Raw genomic sequence first — 13,125 nt, 5'->3', positions numbered from 1 at the left:
AGCTTTTCAACAGCTTTGCTGAAGCCCCTGATTCATAAGGGCTTGCGCTGGTAATGATCGGTCGTGCATTGTCACGACCTTGCACGGCCTGCCGGCCAATTCTGTTACCCCAGCGTTACCCCGAGAATTCCCCAATGGCAAAAGCTCTGACCGCAAAAGCAATCGAGGCGATGAAGCCGACCGCGACGAGACAGGAAATCCCTGACGGCGGTTTGCCGGGGCTCTACCTGATCATTCAGCCGAAGCGCGAACGCCACGGGAAGGAACTGCCGGCGGCGATGAGCTGGGCAATCCGATACCGCTTTGACGGCCGGCCGAAGAAACACACGATCGGATCATATCCAGCCTATTCGCTGGCGCAGGCTAGGGAGGAAGGGGGGAAAGCGCTAAGGGCCGTCTCTGAGGTGCGAGACCCGGCCGCGGAGAAAGCCGCAAGGAAGGAGCGCAAGCTTGACCTTGTGGAAGACGCGATTGACGAATTCATCAAGCGTCACGTCGAGAAGGAGAACCGCCCGAACACGGTCAGGGAGCGAAAGCGGCTATTCGAGAAAGAGGTCAAACCGAAATGGCGCGGCCGGAACATGCAGACTATCACCCGCCTGGAGATTATCCAGTTCATAGACAAGACTGCCGATCGGGCGCCCGTGCTGGCGAACCGGCTGCTTGCCCTGCTTCGGAAGTTCTTCGGCTGGGCCGTCGAGCGCGACATTCTCGAAGTGTCGCCTATGAACAAAAAAATAAGGCCCCCAGGTCAGGAGACCACAAGGGACCGGATCTTGACCGACGATGAAATCAGGCTGCTGCTGCTGGCTGCCGACAAGCAAGGCTATCCTTTCGGCCCCATGGTCAGGATGCTGCTTTTGACCGGCCAGCGGCGCAGCGAGGTAGCAGACGCGGAATGGATCGAGTTTGAGCTAGGCGGCAATAATCAGCTATGGGTGATCCCGCCCGAGCGATCGAAGAACCGCAAAGAACATTTCGTTCCCCTGCCCGCCTTGCTGCTTTCCATCATCGAAGCCCTGCCCCGCATCAAGCCGTCAAACGACGAGAAGGCCAAGCCGGTCTATCTGTTCACGACGAGCGGCACGACGCCCGTATCTGGCTTCTCGAAGGCCAAGACGCTGTTGGATGCCGCCATGCTGGAGATAGCCAGGAAGGAGGCCATAGAACGCGGTGACGATCCGAAGGCGGTGACGATCGAGCCTTGGACGTTCCACGACCTGAGACGCACGGCGGCGAGCGGAATGGCCCGCCTCAGCGTTCCGGTTCATGTCGTCGAGGCGGTGCTTAATCACCGGTCGGGATCGATCAAGGGCGTTGCCGCCGTTTATAACCGCTATGACTATGCCGACGAAAAGCGGGCCGCGTTGACAGCCTGGGCAGCGCGGATTGCCGAACTTATGCCCAAGCCTTAGGAGAGACTACCGGCCCGGGCGGCCCTGCTGGTTCGCTTCCATCCTTTGAAGGATCTCGCGAACAACCTGCAAATCCGCGCCGTATTTGTTCAAGCCGGCTTGCAGCTCTTTGATAGATGAGGTGATGGACACCGCCGACTGTTCCGCCACTGTGACGCGATAAGTCAGGTTGTCGATCTTCCTATCAACCTCGTTGCCGCGGTTCTCTTCGGCCCTCAGTCTCTCATTGAAGCTGGCTTCCCGGGCCCTGGTCTCTGCTAGGCGTTCTTTGTGGTATTCCTCATGGGACAGGCGCCATTTCATGAGGTCTTCGATATCCCGAGTCGTATTGGCCCAGATATAAACACCGCCGGCCAACATGCCGACGAGCGTCAGCAGGTTTAGGATCGTGTTTAGATTCCATGTGTGCCAGGTAGGCGACTTCTTTGGAAACATCATCTCTTCACTTCCCGCCATCAGTTCTCATGCCCTTTCAATGCATCAGTCTGTATCTCGTGCATCATCAGGCCGCTAAACGTGTCGAGGTCGATCGAGACCCGCGTACCTGTTCCATTGAGACGGAAGTAAACCAGTCCGTCCCGGATCTTTTCGACGTGGTATGCAGTGCCATGACAGCCGCGATAGGCGCGGCCGGCTAAAATGTCCGAGGGGTTCACGAGCAATAGGCCTTTCGCGCCTCGTTGTTCGCGCGTACCTGCAGAACCGTTTCCGGAGTGTCCCGCCTGGAATAGCTCACGGCCTTCCATGCGCGGCAAACGTCCGCGGCGATCGACTGTTCCGTTCCCGCCGCACTAGTCCCGCCGGTTAGGGTCGTCAGGGTCGGGCTGCAGCTCGCCAGCAAGAACAGAGTCACGAGCAGCGACCGCCTTATCAACGCGCTTTCCATGAAGGTTCTCCAGTTGGGCGAGCAGCGCGGTTTCAATTTCAGTCTGCTTCGCCCGCTGTGCAAAGTACGCAGCGAGCGAGAGCAGGAGCTTGAGGATCGCAAGCGCCGTCGAAACGGTCATTTCTCGACCGGCGGCTGTGGCTTGGCGAGCCCGGTGACGCCATCGCGGAAGACATTGATAACGGTCTTCAGGACCGCCAGAGCCGTAACGGCAATGGTGGTATAGGTCGGGCTGATCCAGGAGGCCGAGCATTCGAGCGCGCCAGTGGCGAGGGTCGTGCAGCCGGTCGCCATGAGGAACGCCGTGACGGCGCCGAGAACGGCAATGACGATATTGAGGATGTTATGGAAGGCATTGGAATTGAACACGGGATTTCCTTTCAGGACTCTTTGGTTGAAATTCTGCCGTTGAACACGGTCAGCGGCATTTGCTGGGTTGGGAACGGATAGGTCGCCGGGAAGCGCATCCCGGTAATCTGGTCCTTGCGGATCTTCACGACGCTGATGCTGTCGCTCTGATTACCGCCGGCCGCGTGAACGTGCGTCTTGTCGTGGCCGACGATGGTAAAGACGTGATTTCCGCCCGTGCGGGCTTTCACGCCAATGGCGCCGAGGTAATATTCGCCCTGCTTGACCGGGACGCCGAAGCGCAGCCAGTTCGCAGCCCAATAGGGATTGGCAATCATCGGCTCTTTGGGGAGCGATACGGCGATGATGGTTTCCATCAGGTCGCCGCACCAGGGCAGCTTCGACGGATCGCCCAGCGCATGCCCGTCACTCTTCAGGAACTCGCTCAGTTCCTTCTTGTCCCGGGTTTCATGCAGGCCCATCTTGCGGTTGACCAGATCGACCCACGGCGGGACCAAGGCGGAGGGAGGATTATCGATCTCCAGCGCCTTGAGCGTCTTGGGACCGATGGTTCCCGGATACTTGATGTCCAGCTTTCTATCGGCCTGGAATTTGGCAACAGCCGACGCCGTGAAGCGTCCGGTATCACCATCAGCCCCACCGGGGCCAAGGTCATAACCGAACGCAATCAAGCGCCGCTGCACCGCTTGCACGGTGGCGTTCATGTCGTTTTCCTTGTGGGGATTGGGTGGTCTCGGAGCCGTAAGGCTTATTCGGCAGGCGCGTAGGTCAGGACTCTCCCGACACCTACTGGGGCGTCGGGATGTCCTCGATGCTGTTGATCGTCATCAACCTGAATTGCTTGGTTGGCGTAGTCTCGCCGGTCGGGGCGATTAGAAAGGTGAGCTGTGTGAAAGTGAATTCGCTGTTAGTCTTCGTGATCTCCAGCACATCCCAAGCTGTGTTGTCGTCTGGATCAGTGATTGTGAAGATAGTCATTTCAGCACCTCGTTGCTTTGTTAAAGACACCAAACATTGATGGCCCTACGGCCAGACGATTTCCGGCAATTCGCCGAGAAACGCCGTCACAGTCGGCTGTTCACGCTCGCGCGCCTGAACCTTCGACATTTCGGCATAAGCGTACTGCCAGACGATATCGCGCCAGGCGACGAATGCTTGCGCTTGAGCAGCCCACGGCTCGACAGTGGAGTTGACATAGCTCGCTAACGTCACGCCGTCGTTGAATTGCTGCGCACGCGCCGTCTCGTCCACCATTGACTGAATAGCGGTCTGGTAGTCTTCAACCCTGGGCGCTGCCCTTACTGGGTCAATCTTGATAATGCTCATGCGCCGACTCCATCGGTAAGGTCCGCCTCATCAACGATCCATCCAATGCGTTGCGACCGGTCAGCCGGTATGTCTGTCACATTGATGATCTTGTATGGCCGTCCTGTAGGAACATCCTTTGCCGCGATTTTGTGAATCGTCGAGCCGTAGTCACATGGGGTGATGATAGACACGCCCCCGTCGTCGTTCTGATAAATGATGCGTTTGTTTGGATCGATTGCCATGTCTGATTACCTCACAACTATCACGGTTCCAGTGCCGGGATCCGACGCATTGGTGGCCCCGACATGGTTCCATTGGCACCGGAAACTCGTCGTCGTAGGGGTGTCATCAACGTAGGCGGAGCCGTTGTAATGACTGAAGGGGCGGAAGCCCATGACCCCGATGTTTGAGCCCGAGGCGGGCGTGCCGGACCCGACAACCCCAAAATTGCTATCTGACGTCGCGCTGGTCATGTTGTATGAGAAGTCGCCCAGGCCATTGTCAGTTATGGATGACATGTTCTTGCTGGCGATGATGGCTGGGGTTCCCGATGTCACAGAGAACCTCACCCAGGCCTTAATATCAGGAGCAGTGATATCGCCGAGATTGACGTCCGCGTTGGGCATCGTGATTGCGCGATCGGCCGTCAACGCCGTGGTGTTGAAGGTCAGGGCCCGCGGCGTTCCCGCTGCATTGAAGAGTTTGAACGTTGCGCTTGCGAACTGTGCGCTTGCGATAGTCCGCGCCGTGGTGAAGATGCTGGAAATGAGCCCCAAAAGGGTGCCCCTCTTCGCCGTCGCGCCGTCCAGGTAGATAAGCTCGTTTGCGTCGGCAAAAGTATCGTCCGAGGTCGCGCCGGTAAGAACTCCAGCCGCTGCACTGGCAGCATTCGACGCACTCGTTGCAGCCGCGCTTGCTGATCCAGCGGCGGCACTGGCGGAGCCTGCGGCGGCCGAAGCGCTGGCGGCAGCAGCAGTGACGTAGGCGTTGAGCCCTGCAATCGAGAACACGACAACGAACTTGACCCCATCGAAGAGCAGGACGCTTTGACGCCCCGTCGTGAATTCGTTTGCAAGAAGGTCGGAGCCGTCGCCATACTTCGCGTCATAGGTTCCGACCCCAGACACCTGGATAGTTACCGCGGTCGTATTGTCGGCGGTCGGAGTAATGAGATAAAGCCGATCGGCCTTGAAGCCGGACGGCTCGGACACGACGACGGCGTTACCTGTACCCCCCGTGACCGTAAGTTCGCCGACAGCCGCGCGGCCGAATAGACGATCGAACGTCATCGGAACCCAAGAGGAGCCGGTTGAGTCCCATTCCTTCAGAACGGCAGGATCAAAGTTCTTGTCGAGCCACAGCTTATCGGTCGCTGGCGCGCTCGTTCCATCAATCATGTTGTCGAATACGCCGGCCGCCCTCAGGGCAGCCAAGGTCAGTTCTGACATTCGGACCCGCATAACTGTGCTGGAATCCAGCCGGTTAGGGTTCGTCAGGAACAGGCCATAGTGCTCTGAATCGTCAAATTCAGTTACGGGCATCGTTTACCTCAACGGGAAATAGGCCGGGGTGCGACCTTGCATTGATGGGGATTTCGGAGTTTTATGGCGGCTTCCTCAAAGGAGCCTTGAGAATGGTCGCCGTAAGCGCGCTACTTATTGCCCAGCTAGTGGACCCGATCCGCATTGCCGGCGTTCTGCTCGGGATGTGGTTCGTTTGGAGTTCTTACGAGGGCAAGCGTCGGTTACTCCCGCTTGTCATCGCGCTTGCCGTGGTAGCAGTTCTTTCCGCATTGATGCTTAGCCAGATGCGGGAACTTCGGATGCCGTTCGCCTATCACGCATTCACAACCACAGTGGGCTTTGTTGCAAATTGCATCATCGCTGGAGCGGTCTACGGCATCACGCGGCTTTTCAAATCAAAATCTAAAGTCGCGACGAGGCGTTAATTCCCCGTCCCTTCCATCAGCGCAGGCTTCAGGCCAACGTTGATACCAGTTCTGAACCCGGGCAGCGTTGCGCCGGGAAGTTGACGGACAGCGGCATTCACGCCGGACTTCTTAATGTCACCGCCGATGAGCTGGTCAAGGATGGTCGTCAGATCCTCGAAGGTGCCGACCGTTGGACCGGCAATCGCACCGAAGCGCCCACGGCTGGCATAGCGAGACGCCCCCCCGCCCTGGTCCTTGTCGCCGGCCGCGAGCTGTGCCGCCGAGGTGATCCCCGGAACGCCCCACTTCTCGACTGTGTTGCTGATCTCGAAGGGTATGGACAGGACGCCCGATCGATCGACGCCGTTCGCGATCCAGAGCCCGGGGTTTTCAAGCAGGCGTTCGGCCTCGTCGAAGTCCCCACGCTCGACATATTTCAGGTAACTGATCAGCATCCCCAATGTTGTGCCGAAAATGAGCTGTTCGGCAAGCCTGTGCTGGCGCTGCTGCAGGCCGGCGATCAATACCCGCTGATGGCTGGCGAGCATGAAGCTCTTGAACTGGAAAAACAGCTTGCCGACGTTGGATTTCATCCAGAGCGGGTTATCGGCAACGCCCTTCATGATGATGGTCATGTCAGCACTCTTGTTCAGAGCCGCCGCCCAGGTGCGGGCCGCCAGGTCGTCTTCCCATTGCGTTGCGTTCGGGCCATAAATGCCGTCTTCGACCATCCCGAATTTGCGCTGCTGGTCGGCAATCCGAGCCGCCATGTTCTCGTCAATGCCGAGGCTGGCAAGATGGGCCTTTTCTGCAGGGTGGATCTTGGCGAAGTCTATCCGGCCGGTTGCCTCATCGAGGGCGCCGAAGATGTTTTTCATCAGACGGTTTTGCGACATGACGCCGACGATCGAGCGAAGCCCGTCATTCCAGTAACCGAGGCCGGTTGCTTTCGTGAACACGTTGGAGGTGTTTGAAAGGAACCGCTCGAAGGTGGAGCCGTAGCGGTAAGGGTCTTGAAGCTCTGCCAGGTTCGCAAGCCGAGACTGAAGGACGCGCTCAGTCACGACACCAAGTTCCCGGGCGTCTTCCATCGAGATCCGGAGCGCCTTGTTGCCCTTGAGCTTTGCCGCGAACATCTTGGCAGGTTCCGTCAGGGTGGCGCGCATCCCGAACTTGCCGAGGAAGGAGGCAGCGTCCGTTATGCTGGTCAGGGTTACGCCGCCCATCATCCGGATATAGTTCCAGGTCAGGGCTGCCCGGGTTATTGCGCTCCAGGAACTCCCCTCGTCCGCCGCGCGGTAGGTGCCGCGGATCATGTCACGGAAGGCCTTGAGGTTTCCGAGGTCGCGCCTTTCCGCCTCGTTCAGCGTCTCCAGATCGGCCGCCGACTTGGCGCCCTTGCGAAGCTCCGCATATTCCCGAACGATTTCGTCAAGCTGCTCCTGCATGTCGGCGCGGCCGAACCGGTCGGTCAACTCGACTTCCGCCGCCATGGTGCGGGCATAGCGGCGCAGGATCAATTCCGCGTCGTTCTCCAGGAAGTCTTCAACCTCCTCGTCCGCGATGTTAAAAACGCGATCCTTGAGCGGCCCACGCTTGACCGGGACAAGCCATTCCGGAACATCGGTCGCACCCTTGCCAGTCAGGTTGTTGAAGACCGACGAAACGATTTCCTCGACATAATCGGCGCGGTCGCCCTCATCCACGAACTCCGGGATTTCCTCTTTCTGCTTTGGAAGGAAGGGCTTCAGCTTTTCGGAAGTCGCGTTGGCCTTGGCAAGCCGAACCTCAACCTCCTTGGCCTCCTTTGCCAGAACGTTCAGTTCCGCTTCAAGCTCAGGCGTCAGCCGGCCCTCAGCGTCCACGCGCTTGATTGCGTCGGTCCTCGCCTTGATCCGGGTTTGGTCATAGCGGGCTTTGCCATAGTCGCGACGGGAGCGGGCATAATCGACCATGCGCTTGATGGCCGGCGACTGCTTCACCTGGTCAACGTTCGCGTTGATCTCGTCCTCAAGATCCTGAAGCTCTTTCGCAACGTTCTTGGCCTGGGCTTCCGACACCAGGCGCTCATTGCGAAGCCCGTCAGTCGCCTTGTCGAAGTCGTCGATTTCCTGGTTCAGCCGAGAGATACGGCTGTCCACGTCATCCAGAACCTTTTCGGGCCGCAGCTTTTCGGCCATGATTTCGCGGATCTCGCGGATAGTCGAGTTTTCGTCGATCCCCACGCTCTTCAGCCATTCCGAAACGTTGGCGCCGAGGGCGTCGGCATTGGCAAGCTCGTTCTCCTGGGCCGCCGATCGGAGAGCGTTGCCGCTGACTTCAGCACGAATAGCATCCATCAGGGCGTTTTCATCGACATAGCCGTTGGCATCGGTCGGCAGGCTATCGAATAGCTCGAACTCAGACCCGACGATATTGTCAGCAGAGCCGCGCCCGCCTTCCTTCTTGAAGAGACCGGGAACAGTCTTCGGCGTAACGCCCATGGCCCGCAGGTTCGCGTCAAGCGATGAGCCGATCCGGACACCACCGCGGCGCTTGAGGATCGTAAGCACAGGGGTTTTCGCGAGCCGCACGTTCTCAGCCGTCCGAGCTTCCTTCACGGCCTTGACCAGGCTATCGCCGGCCTGGGCTTCGCGCAGCGCGGTCACAACCTCTTTCGGCGCCCGATCCTTCAGCACGTCGAAGCGGCGGCTTTCCTCGCCACGAACGCGGCCGAGCATCGCGTCCCGCGTCTTCTGGCGGGCAGCAAGACGATCCTCAACATTCTGGAGCCGGGTGAACGCCTTGTTATAGCGGTCATCGACAAACATCGTGTCAACGACCTTGTTGCCGATCTTGCGCTCTTCCTGCCTCAGAATGGCTTGGTCTAGCTGTTCCGAGAAATAGCGACGGGCAATGTCACGGAAGCGGGTTTCCTCGCCCATGAGACGCTGACGGTTCCAGAGGCGCGTCACGTAGCTTGCCGCGGTCGTTACCTTCACGTCTTCCGGCAGCAGGCCAGAGCGTTTCGCACGTTCGAGGAGCGGATCGAAGACCTTCGAGCGGGCTTCCTGGGCAGCGCGGGTGACGAACTCATTGCCGCCCTCGTCGATATCGCCACGACGGCCGGCCCGAGCTACAGCCGTGTTGAACTCGCCTATCGTCCCCGTGAAACCGTTCTTTCGAGCATCGCGATAGAGAGCCCTGGACGACTTCAGCCAGGAGGCAACCGCGCCGCGCTCATAGAGCTTCACGAGGTTTTCCACGTCGGCGCCGAGCGTCTTCCCTTCCATGTTCATGCGCGTCATGATCGGGTTATCGACCATCTTCGCATAGACTTCGCGGACCCGCTTGGAGGGGGAAAGCATGGTCTGAACGCCGGGATTGATTCGAGCCGCAGCAGTCGCCCGCGCGACCAGCTCCGCAGCCTTGGAACCGCCGATCCCTAGATCTTCGAGATTGATGTTATCGGAAGCAGCGGCACCGGCCGACTGCATGCGCTGCACAATCGTTTGCGTCAGCGCCTCAGGATTGGGAACGTCATCGGCCAAATCTGTTTCGAGCTGGCGAGCGGCAGCGTCCCATTCCCCTTTGCTGAAGAACTTCGCGCCGGCCATCCCAATGACGCCGCCCAGGATAACCGAACCGCCGATGTTCATGGCGCTTTCGCCGGCAGTGCGGGTTTCTTGCGTTGCCTGCAGCGCGCCTTCCTGGACAGCAGCCCCGACGCCAGCAGCCACACCCACGGAAGCCGCTGAACGCACGCCACTGTAGCCAAGGCGGGCGCCCTTCACGAACTCACCGCCAGGAAGGAGGATTGTAGGATCGAGAACGGTCGAAATCGCAGCAGCGCCGAGCCAGGGAACCCAGCCGCTTGCCTTGAGAGTGGCGGCATCCCGCTTTTCTCGTTCAATATCCAACCGAACGACATCCGCCGCCTTGCGGTTATAGATCGTTTCGAAGCGTTCCGGATCTGCCTTCACCAGATCGGCAAAGTCAGGGTCTTGATAGACGTTGTACGTCTGATCGATCTTCGAAAGCTCGTCAGCGGAGCCATCGAGATACGCACCTGACGCCGCCGATCCAAGAGGGTTATTCAGGCTCAGGGTAGCCTTCAAGGTTTCGAAGAACGTCGGGTCCGGCTTGTCATACTGCGAGAGGATAAGCGGGCCGGCACCTTCAACCATACTGTTCATATCGAGAGGCATCAGTAACCACCCCCGCCGCCGGCCTTGTCGTTCGTCGAGGGGCTTTCTCGCATGATCGGCCCGCCGAATGCCTTGTCCATCCGCTGCTTTTCGACAGCGGTTTCCGCAGCCCGCGCCTTCATCCAGTCCGTTCCGACCGGATCGGCAAGAGCGCGATCGACCGCCTGCTGTTCGTTCACGTCCTGGGTTCGCTGTTCAATCATACGGGTTTCGGCATCCTTGATTTGCTTTGCAGCCTCTTCCTTGGCCTTGATTGCCGGCGCTGCAGGATCGGCCTGGAAATACCGCGGGGAAAGCTGCAACCCGTCATCGGTCTCGACAAACACGCGATAGCGTGGCGGCCGGCCGGCGCGAATATCCTTTTCCGTCTCCCCGTCAGGCTGGAGATAGATGTTTTCCACGTTCTGCAGCCCGAGGCCCTTCATGTCTTCGATTGCCTGTTCCCGGATATAGTCGTGGGTTCCGTCTGGAGCGGCCGGATAGCTCGCCTCAGGCGGGTTGCGAATGATGACGTTCGAGCCGAACACGGTGAACTGTGAAGGCCCGTGACGCTTGGCAAAGCGCTGCTTGGCAACCTCTTTCGCCGCCGCCTCGTTGCCGTTGGTGTCAACCAGCGCCTCACGGAAGGCTTCCCGATAGTCTTCCACCAGGACGGCTTCAGCTTCGGAATTGACCCCCACCTTGATTTGCTCAGGAGTTGCCAGGCCACCCACGGAAGGCGAAGACCAGCCCTTTGAAAACTCGCTCGCAACCGTGTCCGCGTCGATCCCGTCAATCAGCTTCTTGATCGGCTTCGAATCCAGGAGGGCGTCACGTGCCCGCACCTTGTCAGGGTCGTTGCCGTCGATGAGGCGCCGAGCGGCTTCCTCAGGAGTAAAGCCGAGGTCATTCGTGTATGTCCGGAACAGATCGAGGTTCTTCCGTACCGCCTCGCCACCAGGGAAGGCACCGAACGCGATCGGGGCGTTCTTCTGCAGAACGTTGGCCGCAGTCATCGCCTGCCCCATGGAGGCAACGTCGGTCGATGCGGCACCGCGGCGCAAGTCCGCCTGAACCTGCTTCGGAATGTATTTCGTGCCGGCGACGAACCCGGAGGCAACAACCGCCTGCTGGTCATCGGGAGCGCCGGCAACCATCTTCTCATAGGCCTTGTCCGCGACCTTGGTTTCGTCGGGATCGAACGGGTTGACGCTTGCACCGCCGCCAGCCAGGGAGCGGATAAAACCGTTGACCTGCCCGGTATCCTTCATGGCGGTACGGAGCGAGTTGATCAGCGCGGCCTTGTCGCCGTCGTCGATCGTATTATCCCGCAGGATGACATTCGCATCGACTTCCTCAGGCTTGGACGCGATCAGGAGGTTATAGCTATCCTTTACCCTCGTCCGCTCAAGAGTGCGCTGCTGGCTGTATTCCGTCTCCCCCCAATTCGCGAGCTGTTCGCGCCGGTCATAGGGAATGGCGTCGAGATCCGGATCAACAGGCGCCGCCTTCCCGCCCCGAGTGCTGGCGTCTTCGATATGCCAGTTCTCATTCGCCAGCGGGAACTTCAGGCCATATTGCGGCGCATTCTCATGGACCCATTTGACGACGTTGGCCGGCGCGTTCTTCAGCGATTGACCGTTAAACGCGACATCGGCAGCCCTTGCCTTGTGGCCGTCCTTGGAATTGTGGTTGCTATGACCTGGAGGCGCTACATTCCTTCTGGCTTCGTCGATCGAGCCATATTTCGCAAGGGCTTCCTTCCAAAGTTCAGCCTGTCGCTCATTCGAGCGGGCGCCGGAATAGATCCCAAGGCCAGACTGAATTTCAGGCGGCGCAGACTGGAACATGCGAGCGAGCTTGACCGAGAACCCATCGTCCAACCCGTCGATGTGGGTCGCGTCCTTGTCCGTCCGAGACTGTAGAAAAACTTTAGCCTGGGAAGCGTCCTGTGACGTGAAGGTGGCGACCTTGGCCTTGCCCAGCACCTTCTTGTAATAGTCGGCGCTTTCCTTCGGGATCACTGAATCGTCACGGCCGGCGGCAATCCACGCGTCCGCCCTCGTCTGTCCGCCATTGTAGGCGATCAGCGCGGCTTCCTTGTCTCCGCTATAGCGGGTGAGCATCTTCTTATAGAAATGCTCCCCATACTTTTTGCTGACATCGCGGTTCTTCAGATAGGCCTTCTGCTCTTCGACCGTGCCGCTTGTCGGGAACGCGCTGTCGCCCAGCTCGCCCGCAATCTCGGCACCGGTTTCCGGCATAACCTGCATCAGGCCCGAAGCGCCCTTGGACGACTCCGCATTCGGATCACCCGAGCTTTCGACTTCCTGCATGGAAGCCAGGACGGCATCAGTCCCGCCCGTGCCGCGGATCTCGTCTAGCGCCTGCTGAGGAGCGTTCTGGAACTTCCACCGCCATTTGCTTTCGGCCGCGTCGGCTTCCCATTCCTGCCGGCGGATAGCCTTCCAGGTTTCCGGCATGTCGGCGCTGTTGATCGCTTCGAGGCCCTGAACCTTGAGCTGGTCGAAAGGCGCAGCGCTGTTGCGGATCAGCTTGCGGACGTTATCCAGGCTGCTGTTTGTGTTCCGGTCGTAATAGAGCGTTTTCGCCTTGGTCTCGAAGTCATAGGCCTTTTCATAAAGACTGTTGCCACGGCCCAAGAGCGTGTTGTTGTACTTCGTCTGATCGTCGTCGCTAAGACCGGCAAAGTTTGCCTTGGCGAAGTCATCCGCCCGCTTCTGATACCCTTCGATATACTGGCGAGTGAAGCCGATCCCGCTTTCGGTCGAACCGTCACGAGCCTTCAGGAACCCTTCTTCCTCGCTGTTGAGGAAGTTCGTCAGAGCTGTCGAAACGTCGTTGCCGCGCTTGTTGCTAAGCTCCTGGACTTCCTTGTCCGCCAGGTCTTTCAGGTTGAAGGCGGATTGAACAAGATCCTGCCCAAAGCCGGCCATCGCCGCCCCGACGTTTGAGACCGGACCAGAATTCGCAATGCGGCCCGAGCGGGTACTATCGCGCGAAATATCTCGTGCTGTAGGGATTTTCACT

13 protein-coding genes are annotated in these 13,125 nt (G+C 59.1%); 2 read left to right on the top strand and 11 right to left on the bottom strand.

The annotated features are described in order from the left end of the window. The first annotated feature begins 134 nt into the window (after window positions 1–134). Entirely contained in the window at window positions 135–1,415 is a 1,281-nt protein-coding gene (locus ACSQ8R_RS07035) for a tyrosine-type recombinase/integrase (protein ID WP_436255399.1), read from the top strand. 6 nt (window positions 1,416–1,421) lie between these two features. Here the strand turns inward: ACSQ8R_RS07035 and ACSQ8R_RS07030 are convergent, their stop codons facing one another. The 9 genes from ACSQ8R_RS07030 to ACSQ8R_RS06990 all read right to left on the bottom strand — a co-directional run bounded on the left by ACSQ8R_RS07030 (window position 1,422) and on the right by ACSQ8R_RS06990 (window position 5,519). After that, the gene (locus ACSQ8R_RS07030) at window positions 1,422–1,871 is read right to left on the bottom strand and encodes a hypothetical protein (RefSeq protein ID WP_436252690.1); all 450 of its coding nucleotides are present in this window, start codon (window positions 1,869–1,871) and stop codon (window positions 1,422–1,424) included. Further along, window positions 1,871–2,161, bottom strand: coding sequence for a hypothetical protein (locus ACSQ8R_RS07025; RefSeq protein ID WP_436252689.1), 291 nt, complete (start codon window positions 2,159–2,161; stop codon window positions 1,871–1,873). Before ACSQ8R_RS07025 ends, ACSQ8R_RS07030 begins: the two co-directional genes overlap by 1 nt. A gap of 45 nt (window positions 2,162–2,206) precedes the next feature. After that, the gene (locus ACSQ8R_RS07020; RefSeq protein WP_436252688.1) at window positions 2,207–2,422 is read right to left on the bottom strand and encodes a hypothetical protein; all 216 of its coding nucleotides are present in this window, start codon (window positions 2,420–2,422) and stop codon (window positions 2,207–2,209) included. After that, complete coding sequence (locus ACSQ8R_RS07015) at window positions 2,419–2,670, bottom strand: hypothetical protein (protein ID WP_436252687.1); 252 nt, start codon at window positions 2,668–2,670, stop codon at window positions 2,419–2,421. The genes ACSQ8R_RS07020 and ACSQ8R_RS07015 overlap by 4 nt, the downstream gene beginning before the upstream one ends. An 11-nt stretch (window positions 2,671–2,681) precedes the next feature. Next, entirely contained in the window at window positions 2,682–3,374 is a 693-nt protein-coding gene (locus ACSQ8R_RS07010; protein WP_436252686.1) for a peptidoglycan-binding protein, read from the bottom strand. An 82-nt stretch (window positions 3,375–3,456) separates the two neighbouring features. Continuing rightward, window positions 3,457–3,648 (bottom strand): hypothetical protein, encoded by a 192-nt coding sequence (locus tag ACSQ8R_RS07005; protein WP_436252685.1) that lies wholly within the window; start codon window positions 3,646–3,648, stop codon window positions 3,457–3,459. Window positions 3,649–3,693: 45 nt separating this feature from the next. Then, on the bottom strand, window positions 3,694–3,996 hold the full coding sequence (locus ACSQ8R_RS07000; protein WP_436252684.1) for a hypothetical protein: 303 nt from the start codon (window positions 3,994–3,996) through the stop codon (window positions 3,694–3,696). Beyond that, window positions 3,993–4,220, bottom strand: coding sequence for a hypothetical protein (locus ACSQ8R_RS06995; protein WP_436252683.1), 228 nt, complete (start codon window positions 4,218–4,220; stop codon window positions 3,993–3,995). Before ACSQ8R_RS06995 ends, ACSQ8R_RS07000 begins: the two co-directional genes overlap by 4 nt. A gap of 6 nt (window positions 4,221–4,226) precedes the next feature. Further along, window positions 4,227–5,519, bottom strand: coding sequence for a hypothetical protein (locus tag ACSQ8R_RS06990; RefSeq protein WP_436252682.1), 1,293 nt, complete (start codon window positions 5,517–5,519; stop codon window positions 4,227–4,229). 92 nt (window positions 5,520–5,611) lie between these two features. Between ACSQ8R_RS06990 and ACSQ8R_RS06985 the strand changes: the two genes are divergently transcribed. Further along, window positions 5,612–5,926, top strand: a complete 315-nt coding sequence (locus tag ACSQ8R_RS06985; protein WP_436252681.1) for a hypothetical protein — start codon at window positions 5,612–5,614, stop codon at window positions 5,924–5,926. Here the strand turns inward: ACSQ8R_RS06985 and ACSQ8R_RS06980 are convergent. Further along, complete coding sequence (locus ACSQ8R_RS06980; RefSeq protein ID WP_436252680.1) at window positions 5,923–10,095, bottom strand: hypothetical protein; 4,173 nt, start codon at window positions 10,093–10,095, stop codon at window positions 5,923–5,925. The genes ACSQ8R_RS06985 and ACSQ8R_RS06980 overlap by 4 nt on opposite strands. Further along, window positions 10,095–13,124 (bottom strand): transglycosylase SLT domain-containing protein, encoded by a 3,030-nt coding sequence (locus ACSQ8R_RS06975; RefSeq protein ID WP_436252679.1) that lies wholly within the window; start codon window positions 13,122–13,124, stop codon window positions 10,095–10,097. The genes ACSQ8R_RS06980 and ACSQ8R_RS06975 overlap by 1 nt, the downstream gene beginning before the upstream one ends. Window position 13,125: the final 1 nt, after the last annotated feature.

The sequence above is a fragment of the Neorhizobium sp. LjRoot104 genome (assembly GCF_964253725.1).
Lineage (GTDB): Bacteria > Pseudomonadota > Alphaproteobacteria > Rhizobiales > Rhizobiaceae > Neorhizobium.
The sequence above is the reverse complement of the archived record's forward strand: the minus strand, read 5'-3'. Positions and strand labels throughout refer to the sequence as shown.